We start from the raw sequence: 20,413 nt of genomic DNA, 5'->3' as shown, positions 1-20,413 counted from the left end.
TGGAATACAGTAACGATATTACTTAACGATATATGTATTGTAATTTGATAAGACCAGAAAGGAAAAAGGTCGATATCTTATACAAAGACATAAAGTATAAGGAGGTCGCGAATTATAAAATTGAATAGGTAACACCCCTTGGCAGGAAGAATGTGAATATGTCAAGGGGTTTTTGGTGGTTGACTAGGATGGCGTTTTAAGGGTTCTATAAAATGTATCTTCCTATTTTGATATTCCTCCATAGGTATAGGGGTTTAGGTATGGTATTTTTTTGGTGCTCCAAAAATAGTTGGGGTTAGCTGAATTTGATCTTCGAGATTACTTGGGGGCGGCATATACCCTATTTCGTTGAGAGGGTCTAAAGGGCTCATCACCTGTCCTAGGTGGTGGGCTCCTTTTTTTCGACCATCTTTACGCTTTTGTCTTTCTCGTCGATCGCAAATTCTATGCCTTTTTCAAGGACCAACATGCATCGGTTACGGAATCGTTCCCAATTGGTATATCCGTTGGCTGCCTTGGTAATCAGCTTGACGGTTCCGTTGAGTCGTTCCATCAGTGCGTTGTTGAGCCTTTTATATCCGACAGTGATTTGTCCTGTCTTTCTCGAGAGCTTGTATTCGGTTTTGGCTATGTAGAAAGAATTGATGATCTCGGTTTGCCAGTTGGCTAATGTGTAACTAAACTTGACCATTTCTTCTACATTGCTTTCTCTGAAATCGGTAATGACTTTTTTCAAAGCAGCAGGTGCCGTTTCAAGTGTGTTCGAGACATAGAAATCCGTAAGTTCATCCTTTAATTCCCAGGCCGTGTTTATATCCGGATGAATAGATACAAGCGCATTGGCATAATCGTATGGGTTCATATATCGTTTTAGAACCTTATTATATTCTTTTGGTCTTAAAATATCGAAAAGTGGTTTTCCATCGGCGCCTTTAGATCTTGTAAAGTGCTTGAACAGGAGTCCGTTCTTGTGTTTTAACAGATAATAGTTTTCTTCTTGTTCCTGGGTGCGTTTCGATGTGTTGATGCATCGCAGGGGGTTCATGATCCTTAAGCGAACCCTGTCCACTCTGCGGTGCAGTTCCTGTGAAACATGATAATGGTCGACCACATGAATCGCATTTTTGAAATGTTTTTTAATGATCCTGCGGTATGGTTCGTACATATCCGTAATCATGATATGGACCTGATCTATTTCATATTTTGGTATATTTGAGAAGTACTTATCCAAATATTCATATCGTCGACTAGGCAAGATATCGATTGGCCGCCCATTGGTCTGATCGATCAAAAGACAGATGTACTTACTGTTTTGTGTTTTGGAATGAAAGGCATAGTTTTCATCTGTGCACATGATTTCTGGCAGTTTTGCCCTTGGAATCGAAACAACCGAATCGAAGATCGATGAAACAGAAGTTGGAGAAATATGATATCTCTTAGCTGCGTGGGTAAAGGTTTCGCCAGGTTCTTGCAAGTCCTTGAGGATCTGAAGCATCAGATCTGAAGAAATCTTCATGTTCTGGAAGACGAAAGGATTGTATTCATAGAACGTTTTGTGGCATATTGGGCAGATATATCGCCTGGCATGGTATTGAAGAACACATTTTTTATCGGCCAGTAATGAATGCTGGATGGTCTTGGTCACATATCCCTTGATCTTCGTGATGGGATTTCCACATTCAGGACAAGCTGGTCGAGAATCCAAAAGCTTTACATCGATGATCGTCTGTTCATTTCGTCTAATACAGGAACAGGATTCTAAAATCGATGAATCCAGATTGAAGATTGTGCAAATAGAAGCTTCGCAATTGGTAAAGTCTTGCATATTGTGTCACCTCCTGATAAAGCAAGTCTTCGTACACCTTAACTATAAGCGAAGCAGGCATATCTGGATATACATATCAGGTTGGTCGCTGTTTTTATCGACTTAAAAATGCATAAGAACCGAATTTTCGAAAAAGCGGGCTCCGGCGTAAGAAGGCAAGATAATCCGAATCTTCTGAAGATTTTGGAAAAGGTGGGAAAAAACTTTTGATGAATCTGTAGAAATAAGAATCTTCTAATGATCGGTCAGGCTCTTTATTCAAAACCTTTCGGATGGATAAATAGACATGATTGAATCCTGGAACTACAAAAGAAGGAAGAATGATATGAATAGCACCACATTCTTTACACCGACATCGCTGGGCATTGATCAAAACAGTGCGAGTCACAAAGATAAATTTACGAACACGATGTCCATAAAAAATCAAAGAACCCTTCGCATGACAACGAGGACATTCCATGGTATGGATCGTAATATTAAATTTATTGATTAAATTGTCATATGAGCGTTGATTAAATTGTTCATTGTGATTACAATATAGATGTAACGTGAGTGGTACCGAACAGGGCCACAGAAAAGCGGTTGCCGGGGTGAGAAAATATGGTAACTGCTTTTTTTAATGCCTGTTATTATCCTTTCAATCATAGTATAATACGAAACCCCAAAAAGTTTGGAACAAAAAAAGGGCAGGTAAGTTCCTTGCCCCAAGTAATCTTGGGTAACCCCCTAACCCTAACTATTCTTGAATAACCATTTTTTTTATAAAAATGTTTAGGTTCTGCCTCAATTTTGATATAATATAAAATACTGGAGGGATTGTATGTCTATAAAATTTAAAAAAGAAGATTTCTTTTCAATTTTGGAAAAGCATGGAATCGTTTTATCAAACAGGCAAATTGAACAGTTTGAAGTATATGCACAAATGCTTGTAGAGTGGAATCAGAAAATGAATCTTACTGCTATTACAGATTTGGATGAAATCTATGAAAAACATTTTTTAGATTCGATATTGCCTTCCTTCGATGTTCCTCTTAAAGGAAGTTTTTGTGATGTGGGAGCAGGAGCTGGATTTCCAAGTATTCCATTAAAAATCGTATATCCGGATTTAAAGATTACGATCGTGGAAACTTTGGGGAAACGAATAACGTTTTTAAATGCATTGTGTGAAAAACTGGAATTAAAAGATGTAGAGTGTGTTCATGCACGTGCAGAAGAATATGCGAAAGATCATAGAGAGTACTTTGACATTGTAAGTGCCAGAGCAGTTGCTAACTTAACGATGCTTTCTGAATTGTGTATTCCTTTAGTAAAGATAGGGGGAATCTTTTTATCTTTAAAAGGGGCAAATGCACAGGAAGAATATGATAAAGCTAAAAAAGCTATTTCACTTTTAGGTTGTAAAGAAAAACAAAGAGATGAAAAACACTTATCGGATGGTTCCTGCAGAGTTAATTTTGTATTTGAGAAAATAAAACCAACACCAAAGAAGTATCCAAGGGCATTTGCTCAGATCAAAAAGAATCCACTTTAAATTGATATGAGGAGTTAGAAAATGAAAGAAACGAAGATGATTGCGATTGACTTGATTGAACCTAATCCATATCAGCCACGTTTAGAATTTGATGATGATGCGTTGATGGATCTAGCACAGTCTATTCGTGAAAATGGATTGATTCAGCCAATTACAGTTCGAGAAAGCAATGGGAAATATCAAATCATAGCAGGAGAGAGAAGATTTCGTGCTATGCGTTTAAATGGTGCAGTTGAAGTATTGGCAAATGTCATGGATGCCAACGAAATACAGATGGCGGAAATGGCATTGGTAGAAAATATTCAGCGTGAAAATCTAAGCGCAATTGAAGAGGCAAAATCTTATGTGGAAATCATGAAATTTGCCGGTATCAATCAAAGTACATTGGCTTTGCGTATTGGAAAGTCACAAAGTGCTATAGCAAATAAGATTCGTTTGCTAGGTTTGGATAAAGAAGTACAGGAAGCTGTTTCTGCTAAGAAAATCAGCGAGCGCCATGCACGTGCACTTGTTGGATTAAAAGAAGATAAACAGCAGGAAATGTTACATAAAATCGTCAAAAAGGGATGGACGGTTGCACAGACAGAAAGAGTATTGAAACAGGAATCACAAGAAAAAAAACCAGAAAAGAAAGTGATGCTGAAAGGGATCAGCAAAAGTATAAAAATAGCTATTAATACACTGCATCAGGCAGTAAATATGGTAAATCGCAGTGGATGCGATGCGAAAATAACACAGGATGAAACAGAAGATGAAGTTATTCTAACAATTCGTATTCCGAAATAGAGAGGTAGGATAGTATGGGAAAAATAATTGCCATTTCAAATCAGAAAGGCGGTGTCGGAAAAACAACGACATCCTTAAACCTTGCGGCTGGTTTAGGATATTTGAATAATAAAGTATTGCTTGTGGATTTAGATCCGCAGGGGAATGCAACACAGGGAATCGGAGCAAGTGTTGGAGAAGATAAATTATCTGTTTATAATTTGTTGATGGAAGATTATACAGTAGCAGATATTCGTAAAACCTTGACTTCTCCACCAATTGATATTGTACCTGCAAACATTTCTTTAGCAGGTGCAGATTTGCAGATGGTAAGATTTGAAGTAGGAAAAGAAGAATTATTAAAAAACAAATTGGATCAGGTAAAAGATGAATATGATTTCATTATTATTGATTGTCCACCTTCTTTAAGTTTATTGAATACGAATGCCTTAACGGCAGCGGATTCTGTTATTATTCCTGTACAATGTGAATATTATGCCTTAGAAGGGGTTACGCAGTTGTTGTTAACGATTCGTCTTGTTCAGCAATTATTCAATAAAAATTTGGTTATTGAAGGTGTATTGTTAACAATGTATGATGCTCGTACACGTTTAAGTGTAGAAGTACAGCAGGAAGTTCGTCAGCATTTTAAAGATCGTGTATATAAAACGTACATACCAAGAAATATTAAATTGGGAGAAGCACCTTCCAGAGGACAGTCTATATTTGAATATGATGTTCGCTGTGAGGGAGCAAAAGCATATGCCAGTCTGGCAAAAGAAGTTGTTCGTATGAACAAAAAGAAAAAGGCATAGTAGGAGGTGTATGTTGTGGCAAAAAAGGAAAGCGCTGCAAGACTTGGAAAAGGTTTATCAGCTATTTTTGGAGAAGATGTAACCAATGTGCTGGAAGATATTCAGCAAGGGAAAACAGAAGTTCATGAAGATAGTAAGTTTGAAGTAGATGTAAAAGATGTACACCCAAATCCATATCAGCCAAGAAAAACATTTGATGAGGGTAAAATAAAAGAATTAGCAGATTCTATTCGTTTACATGGGGTATTTACACCTATTCTTGTAAAAAAAGCAGTAAAAGGATATGAATTAATTGCTGGGGAAAGACGTCTTCGTGCAAGTAAAGAAGCAGGATTGAAAAAGATTCCAGCAATTCTAATGGATTTTGATGATCAGCAAATGATGGAAATTGCATTGCTGGAGAATGTACAGCGTGAAGATTTAAATGCAATTGAGGAAGCTGTTGGTTATGAAAAACTAATAAAAAAATTAGGTTATACACAGGAAGAACTGGCAAAAAGAATTGGAAAATCTCGTGAGTATGTAGCGAATATGCTTCGTTTGTTAAAACTTCCACCAGTCGTACAAACACATGTTGTAAATCAAGAATTAAGTATGGGGCATGTACGTGCCTTGTTAGGGTTAAAAGATGAAAAACTGATGGAAGAAGTAGCACAAAAAGCTATTCAGTTACATCTTAGTGTACGTGCTGTAGAAACAATGGTAAAAAATATCAATGAGCCAAAAGAAAAACCTGAAACTAAACCAAAAGATATTCATTTGGGACAGGTAGAAAAACGTTTACAGACACGTTTTCAGACAAAGGTAAAAGTTGATGCAAAACATATCAGTATTGCATATAATGGAAATGATGATTTAAATCGTTTATTAGAACTTTTGGGCGGTTTAGATGAAGAATTATAGTTGTTTTAATTGAATTGATGTTACATACATTGATTCTTTTTTATACAATAAAATAGATAATATTATTAATTCGTTCTTGAAACAATTGGAAATTAGAATATAATATAAATGTCAAAGACAGGGGCGCCGAAAGGCTGAGATGTTTTATGCAGTCCCTTATGACCTGAACTAGGTAATGCTAGCGTAGGGAGTCTGAAAGTATTTTTATATTTTCTATTCGCCTTGCGCCTCATTCATGGAGGTGTTTTTTTATGAGAAATGTATCAGTAAAAGATCTAGTTTACATGGCTTTTTATGTAGCCTTATTCATGGTATTAGACACATTTGTAAATACCTTGCATATTATTCAAATGCCAAATGGTGGAAGCCTTGGGATATCTACTCTTGCACTGCTTATGGCAAGTTATCATTTGGGATGGAAAAAGGGAATCATTGTTTCTATTGTTTCAGTATTTGCGCAATTTGTGACAGGACCAATGTATACTCCAGATTTGATTGGATTTCTGCTTGATTATTTCATAGCGTTTTCTGTCTATGGAATTGCAAGTATCTTTCCAAATATCGGATATTTCTATACCGGTGTGTTTGTGACAAACTTTATTCGCTTTATTAGTTCTACCATTTCTGGTGTTATTGTATATCAAACAACCTTATGGGGAAGTATAACTTATCAGTGTACATATTTGTTGCCAACTCTTATATTGGGCATGATTGTTGTGCCACTGCTATATAAGTCTTTAGAACCACAAATAAAAAAGATGCAGAAATAAAGTAAATGTAAAGGCAGGATAAATTCTAAGGAAAGAAAGTTCCTGCTTTTTTATGTTCTAAGACATTAGTGATGTAGCTTCTTTAACTCATGTGTTTCTATTTTTTTCATTAAGTACCTATATAAAAAACAGTCTTGTTTGACTGTTTCAGACCGTTGACAAAGTCGCTCTTTGAGCAGACTTTGTCATTCGGTCTTTTTTTATCCCCACTTTTGTATAAAAAACAGGTGATTTTAAGCTATCATTTACCAAAAATCACCTAGTAAAAGGAATCTTTCTACCACTTTTTTTAAATTGGTTTTATATATTTTCAAAATATATAGTTTGTCAACAACCTGAAACAGTCTTGTTTGACTGTTTGGTTTCTTATAGAGTTTAATAAAAGAAGTTAACTTTAAAAATCTATTCTTTTAGATAAAATATCTTTTCGAATATGTTGTATAAGTGCATCTTCTCCATGATCTTTCAAATAGTTTAACAAATAGTAAGTTCTTTCTACAGTTTTAGGATGCATAGCGATTCTTCCCTGTTCTCCTTCAAAATACTGTAAAGGACTGGAATCTGTATAAGACTCCTTAAGATATGTTTTTGAAGCCGCAATACGATCACAAACCATTTCAATGTTGAAGTTAACAGGCATTTCTACTGCATACATGCCTTGTCGAAAAAAGTCTACCCAGTATTCCCAGTGATGTCGGTTTCTTCCTTTATGATGAAGCCAGCCTTTGGAATATCCAAGGACTTCTTTTTCTTTACTAATTGGACTGCGGTGTCCTTGATAATAGCGGACTCCGCTTATAAATTCAATTGGTGAATATTTTGATAAGTCATGTAGAATTCCCTGTTTATACAATCCACAGCGAAAACATAAGCCTGCAACTTTTATCTTATGAGAAGTAATGGTATAAAAATGTCCCCATAATCGATTCATACTCCACATCCTTTCTTTTATCATCTATTTTATCATATTCTGTTGTATAAATATAAAATTTGCATAGTATGAAAATAATTCAAAAAACAATCGGTAAATGTGATTAGAAAATAGATAATACTTCTTTATTCATAATAAAATGTAGTACATCTTTGTCATTATGTTTATCTTGATATTTCTTAAAAAGATAAGTTATGTTAAAAAGATCTCTTAGAGGAGACCTTTACATATAAAAAATTAACTGTTATAAACATCCTGATCCAGCATATTTTCTTTTTTAGCAACAATTACAGAAGTGGAAGCATCTCCTATGACATTTAAAGATGTTACTAGCATTTCAATTGGACGATTAATTGCCAAGATTAAGGAATATGCAAGTAATGCGGCATCATTTGTGTATCCCATACCTGTCAAGATCGTAAATAGAATCACAGCCCCAGCACCAGGAGCTGCAGGAGTACCAATAGAGGAAATTAATGCTAAGATAGCAATGATCGCCATAGATGTAAAAGTTACATCATATCCTGCACTGATTGCGACAAATAAAGCGGCTATAACCTGCATAATAGCAGTTCCATCCATATTTATGGTCATACCTAGAGGAAGAGTGAAAGATGCGATGTCTTTATGTACGCCTAGCTCTTCTACACATGTTTTTTTGTTTAGTGGAAGAGTTGCAGCACTGGATGATGTAGAGAATCCAAATAAAGCAACTTTTGCTGTTTTCTTAATGAATGGTTTAGGATTAACTTTTGCCATAATAAGTATATATAAAGGAAATCCTATTAGTAAATATGCAAACAAAGCAAAGAATACACATAAAAGATAAGCTAAAGCTGGGAGTAAATATTCAATACCATAAATTGCAAATGTTCTAGTTAACAATGCAAAAATAGCAATAGGCGCAAATTTTGTGATTATGAAAGATAGACATAAAGAAATAATTTTATCTACTTCACGAAAAAGTTTACTTAAGATTTCTGTTTTATCCTTTAACTGGTTCATTGCCAAACCTATACATACGGCTAAAAAAACAATTGCAAGAACGTTCCCGTTTTGTGTAAAAGCAGAAATTAAATTGTTGGGAATGATATTTAAAATAATAATTAATGGGTTAGAACCAGTTGCTCCTTCTTGAATAGCAATACCTTCTGCTTGAACAGACTGAAATGCACCGCTTTGATATACAAGTGTACCAACTATACCTGCCCAAATAAGGGCAAAAATCGTGGTTTTCAAGAAAGTAAAAATGGTTCTTGATGAAATTCTTCCAAATTTCTTTGTATCCGTTATTGCAGATATTGCTAGAGTAATGGAAACAAATACCATAGGTACAATAATCAACTGCAAGGCATTGACAAACAATTGTCCTACAATATAGAAGATACCGATTGCATTTTCTGCACCTTGGGCAGTGATATCTTGAAAGAGTAAGTTATTGATGGTATTCCATATTTCCTGGTTCCCTGACGAAATTAAGTGTTCACGCAGCACGATACATGAAAATCCAGCTACAAGCCCACATACAAGAGCAATTGCCATTTTTAATGCGAGTTTGTTACTACTAGTGTTTGTGTTCATAAAGACCTCCCTGTTTTATCCCAAATTGTCAATATTATACTATAGAATGAGTGATTTTTAAACATCTAAAAAAAACAGAAAGTAATTTCAACTTTCTGTCTATAATTTATTAGCTTTTTGTATACTGTACCAGGCTTGGAGAGGAATATAAAGAATACAACATACGATAAGAATAGGAAGAATAAAATTCCATGGAGCATCAAATTTTTCAATGTATCCCTGAACGAAGATAAACAATACGATGACAGGCAAAATCCATGTAGCATAAAAACGTAATACGTTAGGAAATTTTAAACCTTTTCCAGTGTTTACTTCCTGCAGGAAGTTTTTCCATCCCCATCCATAGCGAGAAGTACAAAATAGTAAATACAACAAAGAACCTAATGGCAGTAAATTGTTGGAAACAATAAAATCTTCGAAATCCTGAATGGTAGTATTCGCTCCCAATGGGGAAATAAAACTTAAAATATTAAATCCGAGCGCACAGGGAAGAGATAAGATCAAAATCAAGATAAAGTTAAAGATAACTGCTTTCTTTCTTGACCATCCATGATCCATTGCGAAAGATATAATGTTTTCAAATACTGCAATGATTGTAGTTAGCGCAGCAAATGTCATGAACAGGAAAAACAAAGTTCCCCAAAGCTGTCCACCTGGCATTTCGTTAAAGACATTTGATAATGTAACAAATACAAGTCCTGGTCCACTGTCTGCATCAACTCCAAAAGAAAAGCAGGAAGGGAAAATAATCAAACCGGCAATAAAAGCAATTAAAGTATCTAAAATACATATATTTAAACTTTCACCAAGAAGACTTCTTTCTTTTCCTATATAGCTTCCAAAGATAGCCATAGCCCCAATTCCTATGCTTAAGGTAAAGAAGGCTTGTCCCATAGCTGCAAATATAGCATTTCCAAAACCATTTTCCATCATTTTATGAAAATCAGGTACCAGATAAAACTTTAAACCTTCAACTGCATTTGGAAGGGTTACAGCACGAATAACTAAAACAAGCATAATGATAAATAAAAAAGACATCATATATTTGGATATTTTCTCTACACCATTCTGCAAACCTTTACTGCATATAAAAAAACCAATGATACTGATGATAACCATCCAGAAGATATTTTGAAAAGGACTGTCCAGCATATCAGAAAATACAGCGCTAACTTCTTCGCTATTGATGTTGTGGAAGGTGCCGAATGCCATTTTAAAACAATAATTTAACATCCAGCCTCCTATGGTTGTATAAAACATCATAAGAAGATAGTTTCCGGCAATAGAACTATATTTGATTAGATGCCATTTTGTTTGTTTTGGTTCTAGAACATCAAAGGATTTTGCACAGGATTTTTGTGATGCACGTCCTATAGAAAATTCCATGGCCATAATAGGCAATCCTAGGATTGCCAAAAAAACAAGATATAAAATAACAAAAGCTGCTCCGCCATATAATCCAGTTATATAAGGAAATCTCCAAACATTTCCTAAGCCTACGGCACAACCTGCAGAGATTAGAATAAAACCTAATCTAGATGAAAATTTCTCCCTATTTTTCATAAATTTACACTCCCTTATGAAAATATTGTAAATTCTTCGAAAGAAAATGTCAAATTTATAATTTCATTCTAAAAAGATTTGATGATGTGTTTATCTTATCTTTTCTATAGGACAGATAAATGTTAAAATAAAGAAAGAAAAGAGGGTATTATGGAGGAACTTTATTTACGTTATCAAAGTCATCTGTTAAAAATGAAGCAGGAAGCGAGTTTTAAGAAATGGTTATATATTGATATAACGGCTAAAGAACTGCTGGCTATCTATAAAGATAAAAATCTTGAAGTTTGTAACAAGGCGATGCTCTCCATGATGCTGGAAGGCGATACTTTTCTAATAACACCTAAAAAACTATATTCAGAAAATCTAGTGATTCGTTATTATGTAGATAATTTGAATATAGGAAGAAGACATATATATTGAAGGAGAGAATTTATGAATAAAATTACAAGTTTTTGTATTGATCACGATATTTTAAAAGAAGGTATGTATGTATCTCGTGTAGATGGAGATGTCATAACGTATGATTTGCGTATGGTAATACCCAATAATGGAGTATATTTAGATAATGATGGTTTGCATACATTTGAACATTTATTCGCAACATATGTTCGTAATTCAAAATGGGATGAAAGTATTGTTTATGCAGGTCCAATGGGATGTCGAACAGGTTTTTACTTTTTGACAAGAGATGATATGTCAAAAACAGAAGCAATTAAGCTTGTACAAGAGACAATGGATTTCATAGCGAATTTTGAAGGTGAAATTCCAGGTGCACAGGAATCTAGAGAATGTGGAAACTATTTGGATCATGATCTAGAGAAAGCAAAACAGTATGCAAGAAGCTATAGAGAAGTAATAAAAGAGTGGAGTGAAGAACAATTGGTATATCCACAGGCAGATTAAAAGAAAACTAGCATAGATTTGTATAACAAAAAGATTATCTGTTCATATATTTATCAGATAATCTTTTTGATTTAATGAAAATCAATTTTCTTCGTCTTAATGTTGTATTTTATTCAAGTTATTGAATGTTGTTTGTGTTAAAATGTTCTTGGTAAAACCTATTTTATTTTGTATTTACCATACTTAAAATGAAACCTCTTCATGTGAATATACACAAAGAGGCTTCTGTATGTAACTCTAATGTAGAAGGATTCCTGTTAGTTTTTCAATCAGAGCATTGTCAAATCCTTCTGCCTTCATTTTCTCTGCTATTTCTATTTTTTCATTTTCCCTTCCTTCAAGAATACCTTTAGCTTTTCCTTTTGCTTCTCCTTCTGTTTTTAATCTTTCAATTGCTTCTTCAGGTGCAAGGCTTTCTTCTCCTTCTTTCCTTACTCCCATCATGTTGATGATATTGTTTGTGTTTCTTCTTCCAATTTCCTCTTCCCACTGTTTCGTTGCTTCACACATATTTAGTACCTCCTCTTCTTTGTGTTCTTCCGCATACTTTATGATTTCTTCATTTTCTGTTATAACTCCTGCCAGCTTTATGACATCTTTTTTTACATACACATCTGCACATTCTTTTTTCATTTCTTCTATCTGTTTTCTGTAGATGTGCTGGATCATATAAACAAGCCTGCTTACATCCTCGTTTTGAAATGCATGTTCACTTGACCGTATTTCCAGCAGGTTCATTGAATAGTCGCTGAAGCTTTTCTCCATCCAGTTTGGCATATCCACCATCATATCCTTCAGCCTTCTTGGTCCATCCCATGGCTTTTCTCCATAATACACCACCAGGGTAAATACAGGATGGATCCTTTCTTCTTTTCGCATCCCTGACAGGAATTCATCCCTGTTTGCATAAACTGCATTCTTTTTGTTTTCTCTTTTCTTCTTTGCACATTCTTCACGATACCCTAAGGCATCGTACATCATTACCCGCAAAGGCATCCCATAGTGGATATGGCTTTGGTTTTCCAGCAGGAAGATGGCATATTCACTGTCCCCTGCAAACTTTCTAATTAGATCTGCCCTTCTTTCAACAAAGACATCTTCCTTCTTTTTTGTCTGAATGCTTCCTGACAGATTGCTGTCTGCCTCCATCAGTTTTTCAGGAAGAATGACCTGTTTCCCATCGTATAAGACCGTGTTGAATAAATCCGCAAAACGTTTGTTGTCCTTCCAGAAATCTCTGGATAAAATATCCAGATTTGACATACGCATCACCTATTTCCTTTCTTTTTTTTACGGATATCGGAAAGATGATACATATTCATCTTCATTATAAAAACATGAATATTGTTTGTCTATACCGATATCGTGATATACAGGGCATACATTACCCTGTTCACTAACTTATACGAAACAAATAGGTAAAAATACAAAAAAAATAGAAAAATTAAAAAAAAGACTATGAAAATAAGAGAACATTAGTTTTACTCTAAAAATCATAGTCTTTTTACATAATCTTGTTTTTTGAATAGAAAAATAAATTTCTTATGTTTTTTTCTTTCCTAATTATATTCTTTTTATCGCATCTGCAGAAAAGATAATTCCACCATCTTTTCGTAAAGTTTCATAAGTTTCCATAACTACTCTGGAATATTCCAGTTTTCTATAACAAGTTTCTAAATCATTTGCATTATATATACGTACAAATTCTTTTGTTTCATAATATAATGCGTCATCATTTTGTTCAACACTTAAATCTTCACTTGTATTTTGAATGTTTACACTGAATTTTGAACATTTGCTTGTTTCTGATTCTAAAGTAATATATCCTTTTTCTCCTTGAATCTGAGAGATGCATTTGCTTCTTGTATCTTTACATCCCACACAGACAGCTTTAAAAGTTGGATATTCTAAAATAGCAACTCCACTTGTATCAATACCATTTTCATGTTTATTAGGATAATAGTGTACATTTAGAGGTTTTCCAAATAAGCCAATGACAAAGTGAAGATTATAAATATTAATATCTGCCAAAGCTCCTCCAGAAAAAGCTGGTGAGAAAACATTTGGTGTTTCACCGTTTAAAAATTTATCATAGCGGCTGGAATATTGTGAGAAATTGCATTGTACCATACGTATGGTACCTAAACGAGAAATCTGTTCTTTGATTTTTAAATAATTTGGCATATGTGCAGTTACAATTGCTTCAAAAAGGAATAAAGAATGTTCTCTTGCATAGTTTGATAATATATCAAATTCTTCTAAAGTAGATGTAAATGGTTTTTCACAAATAACATGTTTTCCTGCTTTCAAAGCTTTTAAAGATTGTTCGAAATGTAAACTGTTTGGAGACGCAACATATACACAGTCAATTTCTGAATCATTCAACATTTCATCCAGGTCTGTATATACTTTTTCCACTTCATATTTTTCTTTTAAATTTTTGGCGTGTTCTACATTTCTTGAATACATGGCAACACAAGAAATTCCTTCATTTTGTTTTACAGCATTTAAAAACCAGTCAACGATAAATCCTGTACCAATGGTTGCGACTTTCATCTAATCACTCCTATCTATTCTTCTTTATGGATACTATACCATATTTTTTTATAAGAAGAATATACAAAAATATGCATACTGTTTTCTTTTTATAAAAAGTGTTAAAATACAGGTAACAGGAAAGTGTGATTGCATGAAAACCATAGATATTGTATGTGGAGTTATTAAAACAGAAAAAGGATATTTAATTGGACAAAGAAAAAGCAATGTTCATGATGGAGTGTGGGAGTTTCCAGGTGGGAAAGTAGAAAATCAGGAAACAAAAGAAGAGGCATTGATTCGTGAATTTAAAGAAGAATTAGGTATTGAAATAAAAGTATTGGGTGCATTATGCAGCATTCACGATGTAAGAGAAGATTGTATATTACATGTGTGTGCGTATGTATGCAAATGGGTAAAAGGTGACATTCATTTACATGCACATCATAAACTATGCTTTGTAGAAGCGAAAGATTTGTATCAATATGCGTTTGAAGAAGCAGATAAAGATATATTAGATGCAGTAAATGCATTGGAAAGGGGAAAGGAGTATGAAGAAAACAGAGGAAAGAAAGGTATTACGTGATCCTATTCACGGGTATATCCATGTGGATTTACAGGTTATATGGGATTGTATCAATGCGAAAGAAATGCAGCGTTTAAAAAGAATTCATCAGCTGGGTGGAGATTATCAAGTCTATCATACAGCGGAACATAGTCGTTTTGCACATTCTTTAGGTGTATATGAAATCGTACGTCGTATGGTAAATGAGGTTCAGGCATTACATGATACTTTAAGTGAATATGAAAAAACAACTGTTATGCTGGCAGGATTGTTACATGATATTGGACATGGTCCATTTTCTCATGCTTTTGAAAATATTTCACAACTTCGTCATGAGGAATATACAGTAAAGATTATTATGGAAGAATCTAGTGAGGTTCATCAGATACTGGAAAATTGTCATCCCCATTTAAGTGAAGATGTCGCAAGTATCATACAATATCGCCATCCAAAAGAATGTTTAAATCAAATGGTAAGTGGACAGCTGGATGCCGATCGTATGGATTATTTATTGCGAGATGCTTATTTTACTGGAACGAATTATGGAAAATTTGATTTAGAGAGAATTCTTCGTACGATACGTGTAAAAGATGGAAAAATCGTAGTAAAAGAAAGTGGAATTCATAGTGTAGAAGATTACATTATGGCTCGTTATCATATGTATTGGCAAGTATATCTTCATCCAGTTGCCAGAAGTTATGAAATCCTGCTTACATCTATTTTTAAAAGAATGAAAGAATTATATAGAAAACATCCAGATTTTGGAAAAGAAGTTTCGATGTTTGTACCTTTCTTAAAAGAAGAAGCAGCAAGTATTCAGGATTTATTCTTATTGGATGAGGGTGCTGCTTTGTATGGTTTTTCCTGTTTAAGAAATAGTGAAGATGAGATTTTAAAAGATTTAAGCAGACGTATTTTAGATCGTAAACTGTTTGAATATGAAACGATTCATGATGAAAAGGAAATTGAAGACATTAGAAAAAGAGTACAGGATATGGGATATGATCCATCCTATTATGTGCATCGAGATATAGTATTCCAAAAACCATATGCTCCATATTCTGGAAAGAATACTGCTCATGCGGTATGGGTATTAAAAGAAGATGGAAGTATTTCAGAATTAGAAGAAGCAAGTGAAATCGTACATGCTTTGACAAAAGCAGATTTAAAAGAAGAACAGAAGGTATATTATCCAAAGGAAAAGTTATAATGAAGTTAGTAGATGATTTGAATATTGCATGTGGAATTTGTTAAAAAGACACCTTTATTATAGATGTCTTTTTGTATTGTCTATTCTTTTGTTTACACAATAGAAACAAGTAGATTTTCTCTCTTTATGTTAAATTATTCTTATTCTTCTTTTTTCTTTCATAGTAAGGAATGATTTCTCTTATAATTAAGTTTACTATTATAATCGTCATAGTTATAAATAAAATAATTTTTTGTTGATTTGGAGTGAGGGCGCTATTTGATAACTTGTCGATGGTTATGTTATCTATGATATTTGAATTTAATATGGTTTTCGCAAGTATATAATCGCTTAATTTAACAAGTGTCCATACAAGAAACAGAATGAAAAAATTCTTTAATAGAATGTTTTTTATATTTTTATGTTTCATACTGAAATCACCTCTTTTTAGTAATTCTTACGTACATCATAAAGAGGAAGGCTAAATTTAATCTAAAGAATAAGTGAAGTATGGTAAATCTTTGCTTGTTAAATGATTATGACAAGTGGAAAAGAAAAAAGCATATAATTCATGGAGAATCATACGCTTTTTTAGGCTTATCGCCTATACAATCTAGTGTAGAAACAAGACTGTACTATTTCGTCCAGGTTTTAAATTCTTCATCTGTACATAACACATAGTGGCTGCCTTCCACCAGGTGCTGTGTTCCTGCTGTATAATCAATACCGCTTGCTTCATAGTCATAATGGATAGAGGTACGATGTCTTTCTACAGCTGGGTTTGGGCTTGGAATAGCACTTAGAAGACTTTTTGTATAAGGATGAATAGGATGGGAAAAAATTTCTTCTGTTGTTCCTGTTTCTACCAGATGACCCAGATGCAGTACGCCAATACGATCGGAGATGTATTTTACCATGCTCAAATCATGGGCGATAAACAAAATGGCTGTTTCTGTTTTTTTCTGTATCTGTTTCATTAGATTGACGACTTGTGCCTGAATGGACACATCCAACGCACTGATAGCTTCGTCTGCAATGACCAAATCAGGATGCATAATTAATGCTCGTGCAATACCGATACGCTGCCTCTGTCCACCAGAGAACTGATGTGGATAACGATTGGCATGTTCCTTAGATAAGCCAACCATTTCCAGCATCTCATACACTTTTTCCTTTCTTTCTTCTTGTGTTTTATAGTCATGATGAATATCTAAACCTTCCGCAATAATATCCATGACCTTTCTTCTAGGATTCAAACAAGCCATTGGATCTTGAAAAATCATCTGCATTTTTGTATGCAGCATTTTTTCTGTTTCTTTATCCATTTTTTTTGATATATTTTTTCCATTAAAATAGATTTCACCGTCGGTAGGCTGATACAGACGTATGATGCTTCTTCCAGTCGTTGATTTTCCACTTCCAGATTCTCCTACAAGTCCATAGGTTTCTTTTGGATAGATGCAAAAAGAAATGTCATCAACAGCTTTTACTGTAAATTTACGATTTACCTTAAAATATTGTTTTAAGTTCTTTACTTCTAAAATGGGTTGTTTTGTTTCCATTTTACATACCTCCTTTTCGCATCTTTTCCAATCGTTTCCTTAATGCTGCAGGCATTTCTACATGAGGTGCATTTTCATGCATCAGCCAGCTGGCAACTTTATGGGATGAAGAACCAGGTACATCAAACATAGGGGGTTCTTTTCGAAAATCTATTTTTAATGCATATTTGTTTCTAGGGGCAAATGCATCTCCTTCAATACGCTGTGTAAGGTTTGGAGGAGTTCCTGGAATGGTATACAGCTCATCATCATCGGTATCCAAATCTGACATAGCACTTAATAATCCCCATGTATAGGGATGTCGAGGATCATAGAAGATTTCATCAATCGTACCTGTTTCAATAATTTTTCCAGCATACATGACATTGACAAAGTCCGCAACCTTTGCGACAACTCCAAGATCATGTGTTATATAAATAACGGATAAGTTCTTTTTCTTTTGAATCTCTTGAATCAATTCTAAGATTTTTGCCTGAATGGTAACATCCAGTGCTGTTGTTGGTTCATCACATATCAATACATAAGGATCACAAGATAAGGCAATCGCAATAACAATTCTTTGTCGCATACCACCGGATAATTGATGCGGATAGTTTTTCATACGTTTTTTTGCATCTGTGATACCTACAAGTTCCAGCAATTCCACTGCCTGTGCATAGGCTTCTTGTTTTGTTTTTCCATAATGATACATCATAGGTTCCATGATTTGTTTTCCAATGGTCATGGTAGGATTTAGGGAAGTCATAGGATCCTGGAATACCATTGCAATCTTTCTTCCACGAATTTCTTTTTGCATTTGTGCTTCTTTTAATTGTAATAAATCTACACTATGAAGTTCTTTGGTTTGTTCATCTTCCCATGTATATTCAATGGAACCACTGTCAATCGTTCCATTTTTTGAAAGGATTCCCATGATGGCTTTTGTTGTGACGGATTTTCCACTTCCAGATTCTCCCACGATGGCAATGGTTTCTCCTTTATACAAGTCTAGATTTACACCACGAATAGCACTCACTTTACCACTATCGGTCTTAAAGGATATATTCAGGTTTCTGATTTTTAGGATACGTTGTCTTTCTTTCATAACTTATCTCTCCTTCATCGTAGGGTCAAAGGCATCACGGATTCCATCTCCAAACAAGTTAAAGCTTAACATCAAAATAGCTAAAATAGCAGCTGGAATCAGCATCATGTGCGGATATATAAGGAATAAATCAAATCCATCATTGATTAAAGTTCCTAAAGAAGCTTCTGGTCTAGGTAAGCCTAATCCAATAAATGCCAGGTATGCTTCATAGAAAATAGCATTTGGAATATTCATCATAAACATAATGATCAATTGTCCAAAAATATTGGGGAGAATTTCTTTACAGATGATAAAAAAACTTCCTGCACCCATCGTTCTGGATGCCAGTACAAATTCTTCTTCTTTTATCTTTAATACCTGTGCTCTGGTAATACGTGCCATACCAATCCATTCGGTGAATGTTAAGGCAAGAATGATAGTAAATAAAGATGCTTTCATGATCGTTAATAAAATAATCAGTACAACAAGAGTTGGAATAGAATTAATGATTTCCTGGATTCTTTGCATGATGACATCTACTTTACCACCAAAATATCCACTAACCAGACCATAGATAATACCGATACATACATCAATAACCATCGCCGCAAAGGCAATAAATAAGGATATACGAGCACCTTTCCAAACACGAATGAATAAATCTCGTCCATAATTATCGGTACCAAACCAGTTGGTGCTATCTGGTGTATGATTGGCAATGGAAGTATTGATATCATCAAATCCCCAGGAAGATAGCATTGGTACAACAAAAGCTAGGATAGTAATAAGAAGAATAAAAATTCCTCCAATGACGGCTCCTTTATTTTCACAGAAACGTTTTAAAATATCTTTCCAGAAAGGCTTTTCTGGAAGAACTTCATCTTTTAATATAACTTCATGATCTTGTGATACAAAGGTAAAATCATCTTCTAAAAAAGTCTTGTCTTCCATACTAATCCCCCTTTCCTAAACGAATTCTTGGATCGATGATCCCATAAGCAACATCGATGATCAGCATCATGATAATATACAGTGCAGCATATAGGAATGAACATGCCAGAATGATATTTACATCATTGGTGTGAATACTGTTGATTAACAGTTTTCCAAGTCCTGGAACCCCGCATATTTGTTCAACGACCATGGTTCCTGTCATTAGATTAACTAAAATAGGTCCTAAAATGGTAATTACAGGAATTAAGGCATTACGAAGTGCATGTCGAAAAATCAGTGTTTTTCTATCTAATCCTTTTGCCTTTGCCAGTGTCATATATTCACTTCCAAGAACACCGATCATTTCGGTTCTGGTAAATCTTGCCACATTGGCAATGACGCTCATGGATAATGCCAAGACAGGCAAAATAGATGAATATAACATTTGAGAACTGTTATAAATGGTTGGAAGCCAATGCAGTTTTACTCCAAAAAGCATTAAAATAAGCAGGGCAAATACAAATGATGGAATGGATACTCCAAGAACAGAGATGATTGTGGAGATACTGTCCCAAATGGTATTTCGATGCAAGGCAGCAAATACACCTAATGCCATACCTACAACAGCACCAAAAATACATGCCAGAATACCAAGCATGAAAGAAATTTTGGCGGCATCAAAAACTAAACCTGCAACTTCCATATCTTTATACATCGTATAGGAAACGCCAAAATCACCATGCAGCATGTTTGTTAAATAATTCCAAAATTGTACTAAAATTGGCTTATCTAAACCATATTTTGCTTCAATAACAGCACGTTGTGCATCCGTAAGTTTCTCGTTGTTGATGGGAGAGCCTGGAAGCAGTTTTGTCAAAGCAAACAAAACTACCAATATGACAAATAAAGTAACTGCAGAAATCAGCAATCTTCTGGCAATATATTTCAACATAGATTTGTCCATAGTTTCCCTTCC

At 34.4% G+C, this 20,413-nt stretch carries 22 protein-coding genes and 1 riboswitch; of the genes, 10 read left to right on the top strand and 12 right to left on the bottom strand.

All coding sequences use genetic code 11. The features are described from left to right. Positions 1-379 precede the first annotated feature (379 nt). Positions 380-1,825: an ISL3 family transposase gene (locus tag A9CBEGH2_RS08830; RefSeq protein ID WP_163104599.1), complete on the bottom strand. Its 1,446-nt coding sequence runs from the start codon at positions 1,823-1,825 to the stop codon at positions 380-382. A 94-nt stretch (positions 1,826-1,919) separates the two neighbouring features. Next, on the bottom strand, positions 1,920-2,219 hold the full coding sequence (locus tag A9CBEGH2_RS12720) for a DUF6431 domain-containing protein (protein WP_353511646.1): 300 nt from the start codon (positions 2,217-2,219) through the stop codon (positions 1,920-1,922). Between A9CBEGH2_RS12720 and A9CBEGH2_RS08825 the strand changes: the two genes are divergently transcribed. The 6 genes from A9CBEGH2_RS08825 to A9CBEGH2_RS08800 all read left to right on the top strand — a co-directional run bounded on the left by A9CBEGH2_RS08825 (position 2,151) and on the right by A9CBEGH2_RS08800 (position 6,609). Beyond that, entirely contained in the window at positions 2,151-2,318 is a 168-nt protein-coding gene (locus A9CBEGH2_RS08825) for a hypothetical protein (protein ID WP_157964931.1), read from the top strand. The genes A9CBEGH2_RS12720 and A9CBEGH2_RS08825 overlap by 69 nt on opposite strands. 327 nt (positions 2,319-2,645) lie before the next feature. After that, positions 2,646-3,356: a 16S rRNA (guanine(527)-N(7))-methyltransferase RsmG gene (gene rsmG / locus A9CBEGH2_RS08820; RefSeq protein ID WP_118277935.1), complete on the top strand. Its 711-nt coding sequence runs from the start codon at positions 2,646-2,648 to the stop codon at positions 3,354-3,356. A gap of 21 nt (positions 3,357-3,377) precedes the next feature. Continuing rightward, positions 3,378-4,142: a ParB/RepB/Spo0J family partition protein gene (locus A9CBEGH2_RS08815; RefSeq protein WP_118277936.1), complete on the top strand. Its 765-nt coding sequence runs from the start codon at positions 3,378-3,380 to the stop codon at positions 4,140-4,142. Between the two features lie 14 nt (positions 4,143-4,156). After that, complete coding sequence (locus tag A9CBEGH2_RS08810) at positions 4,157-4,936, top strand: ParA family protein (RefSeq protein WP_115716500.1); 780 nt, start codon at positions 4,157-4,159, stop codon at positions 4,934-4,936. A gap of 15 nt (positions 4,937-4,951) precedes the next feature. Beyond that, a complete protein-coding gene (locus A9CBEGH2_RS08805) occupies positions 4,952-5,839 on the top strand; it encodes a ParB/RepB/Spo0J family partition protein (RefSeq protein WP_115716501.1) in 888 nt (295 codons plus the stop codon). A gap of 109 nt (positions 5,840-5,948) precedes the next feature. Continuing rightward, positions 5,949-6,046: riboswitch (TPP riboswitch) on the top strand. Between the two features lie 44 nt (positions 6,047-6,090). Then, complete coding sequence (locus A9CBEGH2_RS08800) at positions 6,091-6,609, top strand: energy-coupled thiamine transporter ThiT (protein ID WP_115716502.1); 519 nt, start codon at positions 6,091-6,093, stop codon at positions 6,607-6,609. A 394-nt stretch (positions 6,610-7,003) separates the two neighbouring features. Here the strand turns inward: A9CBEGH2_RS08800 and A9CBEGH2_RS08795 are convergent, their stop codons facing one another. The 3 genes from A9CBEGH2_RS08795 to A9CBEGH2_RS08785 all read right to left on the bottom strand — a co-directional run bounded on the left by A9CBEGH2_RS08795 (position 7,004) and on the right by A9CBEGH2_RS08785 (position 10,684). Beyond that, complete coding sequence (locus A9CBEGH2_RS08795; protein ID WP_115716503.1) at positions 7,004-7,540, bottom strand: DUF5662 family protein; 537 nt, start codon at positions 7,538-7,540, stop codon at positions 7,004-7,006. A gap of 237 nt (positions 7,541-7,777) precedes the next feature. Continuing rightward, entirely contained in the window at positions 7,778-9,121 is a 1,344-nt protein-coding gene (locus A9CBEGH2_RS08790) for a dicarboxylate/amino acid:cation symporter (RefSeq protein ID WP_118362169.1), read from the bottom strand. A 99-nt stretch (positions 9,122-9,220) separates the two neighbouring features. Then, entirely contained in the window at positions 9,221-10,684 is a 1,464-nt protein-coding gene (locus A9CBEGH2_RS08785; RefSeq protein WP_115716505.1) for a sodium-dependent transporter, read from the bottom strand. A gap of 150 nt (positions 10,685-10,834) precedes the next feature. Between A9CBEGH2_RS08785 and A9CBEGH2_RS08780 the strand changes: the two genes are divergently transcribed. Further along, positions 10,835-11,104, top strand: a complete 270-nt coding sequence (locus tag A9CBEGH2_RS08780; protein WP_115716506.1) for a hypothetical protein — start codon at positions 10,835-10,837, stop codon at positions 11,102-11,104. A 12-nt stretch (positions 11,105-11,116) separates the two neighbouring features. Next, entirely contained in the window at positions 11,117-11,587 is a 471-nt protein-coding gene (locus A9CBEGH2_RS08775; RefSeq protein ID WP_115716507.1) for an S-ribosylhomocysteine lyase, read from the top strand. A gap of 237 nt (positions 11,588-11,824) precedes the next feature. Here A9CBEGH2_RS08775 and A9CBEGH2_RS08770 read toward each other — a convergent pair whose 3' ends face one another. Both A9CBEGH2_RS08770 and A9CBEGH2_RS08765 read right to left on the bottom strand, forming a co-directional pair. Next, the gene (locus A9CBEGH2_RS08770; protein ID WP_163104597.1) at positions 11,825-12,850 is read right to left on the bottom strand and encodes an Rpn family recombination-promoting nuclease/putative transposase; all 1,026 of its coding nucleotides are present in this window, start codon (positions 12,848-12,850) and stop codon (positions 11,825-11,827) included. Between the two features lie 300 nt (positions 12,851-13,150). Then, positions 13,151-14,143, bottom strand: a complete 993-nt coding sequence (locus A9CBEGH2_RS08765; RefSeq protein WP_118277611.1) for a Gfo/Idh/MocA family protein — start codon at positions 14,141-14,143, stop codon at positions 13,151-13,153. A gap of 133 nt (positions 14,144-14,276) precedes the next feature. Here A9CBEGH2_RS08765 and A9CBEGH2_RS08760 point away from each other — a divergent pair, with 133 nt between their 5' ends. After that, on the top strand, positions 14,277-14,708 hold the full coding sequence (locus A9CBEGH2_RS08760; protein ID WP_118277612.1) for a (deoxy)nucleoside triphosphate pyrophosphohydrolase: 432 nt from the start codon (positions 14,277-14,279) through the stop codon (positions 14,706-14,708). Next, positions 14,674-15,897 (top strand): HD domain-containing protein, encoded by a 1,224-nt coding sequence (locus A9CBEGH2_RS08755; protein ID WP_118277613.1) that lies wholly within the window; start codon positions 14,674-14,676, stop codon positions 15,895-15,897. The genes A9CBEGH2_RS08760 and A9CBEGH2_RS08755 overlap by 35 nt, the downstream gene beginning before the upstream one ends. Positions 15,898-16,021: 124 nt before the next feature. Here the strand turns inward: A9CBEGH2_RS08755 and A9CBEGH2_RS08750 are convergent, their stop codons facing one another. From A9CBEGH2_RS08750 to A9CBEGH2_RS08730, 5 genes are all read right to left on the bottom strand, one after another. Then, entirely contained in the window at positions 16,022-16,306 is a 285-nt protein-coding gene (locus tag A9CBEGH2_RS08750; protein WP_118277614.1) for a hypothetical protein, read from the bottom strand. A gap of 205 nt (positions 16,307-16,511) precedes the next feature. Beyond that, complete coding sequence (locus tag A9CBEGH2_RS08745; RefSeq protein WP_118277615.1) at positions 16,512-17,438, bottom strand: ABC transporter ATP-binding protein; 927 nt, start codon at positions 17,436-17,438, stop codon at positions 16,512-16,514. A gap of 1 nt (position 17,439) precedes the next feature. Beyond that, positions 17,440-18,522, bottom strand: a complete 1,083-nt coding sequence (locus tag A9CBEGH2_RS08740; protein WP_118361637.1) for an ABC transporter ATP-binding protein — start codon at positions 18,520-18,522, stop codon at positions 17,440-17,442. 3 nt (positions 18,523-18,525) lie between these two features. Then, a complete protein-coding gene (locus A9CBEGH2_RS08735; RefSeq protein WP_163104595.1) occupies positions 18,526-19,455 on the bottom strand; it encodes an ABC transporter permease in 930 nt (309 codons plus the stop codon). Position 19,456: 1 nt separating this feature from the next. Beyond that, entirely contained in the window at positions 19,457-20,401 is a 945-nt protein-coding gene (locus A9CBEGH2_RS08730; protein WP_115716516.1) for an ABC transporter permease, read from the bottom strand. Positions 20,402-20,413 lie beyond the last annotated feature (12 nt).

The organism is Amedibacterium intestinale (assembly GCF_010537335.1).
Lineage (GTDB): Bacteria > Bacillota_I > Bacilli_A > Erysipelotrichales > Erysipelotrichaceae > Amedibacterium > Amedibacterium intestinale.
The sequence above is the reverse complement of the archived record's forward strand: the minus strand, read 5'-3'. Positions and strand labels throughout refer to the sequence as shown.

Bases quoted from the DNA above. Each gene is read 5' to 3' on its own strand.
- A9CBEGH2_RS08755 (WP_118277613.1), top strand. From the start codon at position 14,674: ATGAAGAAAACAGAGGAAAGAAAGGTATTACGTGATCCTATTCACGGG.
- rsmG (WP_118277935.1), top strand. From the start codon at position 2,646: ATGTCTATAAAATTTAAAAAAGAAGATTTCTTTTCAATTTTGGAAAAG.
- A9CBEGH2_RS08760 (WP_118277612.1), top strand. From the start codon at position 14,277: ATGAAAACCATAGATATTGTATGTGGAGTTATTAAAACAGAAAAAGGA.
- A9CBEGH2_RS08750 (WP_118277614.1), bottom strand. From the start codon at position 16,306: ATGAAACATAAAAATATAAAAAACATTCTATTAAAGAATTTTTTCATT.
- A9CBEGH2_RS08740 (WP_118361637.1), bottom strand. From the start codon at position 18,522: ATGAAAGAAAGACAACGTATCCTAAAAATCAGAAACCTGAATATATCC.
- A9CBEGH2_RS08825 (WP_157964931.1), top strand. From the start codon at position 2,151: ATGAATAGCACCACATTCTTTACACCGACATCGCTGGGCATTGATCAA.
- A9CBEGH2_RS08735 (WP_163104595.1), bottom strand. From the start codon at position 19,455: ATGGAAGACAAGACTTTTTTAGAAGATGATTTTACCTTTGTATCACAA.
- A9CBEGH2_RS08800 (WP_115716502.1), top strand. From the start codon at position 6,091: ATGAGAAATGTATCAGTAAAAGATCTAGTTTACATGGCTTTTTATGTA.
- A9CBEGH2_RS08730 (WP_115716516.1), bottom strand. From the start codon at position 20,401: ATGGACAAATCTATGTTGAAATATATTGCCAGAAGATTGCTGATTTCT.
- A9CBEGH2_RS08745 (WP_118277615.1), bottom strand. From the start codon at position 17,438: ATGGAAACAAAACAACCCATTTTAGAAGTAAAGAACTTAAAACAATAT.
- A9CBEGH2_RS08815 (WP_118277936.1), top strand. From the start codon at position 3,378: ATGAAAGAAACGAAGATGATTGCGATTGACTTGATTGAACCTAATCCA.
- A9CBEGH2_RS08790 (WP_118362169.1), bottom strand. From the start codon at position 9,121: ATGAACACAAACACTAGTAGTAACAAACTCGCATTAAAAATGGCAATT.
- A9CBEGH2_RS08830 (WP_163104599.1), bottom strand. From the start codon at position 1,825: ATGCAAGACTTTACCAATTGCGAAGCTTCTATTTGCACAATCTTCAAT.
- A9CBEGH2_RS08775 (WP_115716507.1), top strand. From the start codon at position 11,117: ATGAATAAAATTACAAGTTTTTGTATTGATCACGATATTTTAAAAGAA.
- A9CBEGH2_RS08770 (WP_163104597.1), bottom strand. From the start codon at position 12,850: ATGTCAAATCTGGATATTTTATCCAGAGATTTCTGGAAGGACAACAAA.
- A9CBEGH2_RS08765 (WP_118277611.1), bottom strand. From the start codon at position 14,143: ATGAAAGTCGCAACCATTGGTACAGGATTTATCGTTGACTGGTTTTTA.
- A9CBEGH2_RS08785 (WP_115716505.1), bottom strand. From the start codon at position 10,684: ATGAAAAATAGGGAGAAATTTTCATCTAGATTAGGTTTTATTCTAATC.
- A9CBEGH2_RS08780 (WP_115716506.1), top strand. From the start codon at position 10,835: ATGGAGGAACTTTATTTACGTTATCAAAGTCATCTGTTAAAAATGAAG.
- A9CBEGH2_RS08795 (WP_115716503.1), bottom strand. From the start codon at position 7,540: ATGAATCGATTATGGGGACATTTTTATACCATTACTTCTCATAAGATA.
- A9CBEGH2_RS08810 (WP_115716500.1), top strand. From the start codon at position 4,157: ATGGGAAAAATAATTGCCATTTCAAATCAGAAAGGCGGTGTCGGAAAA.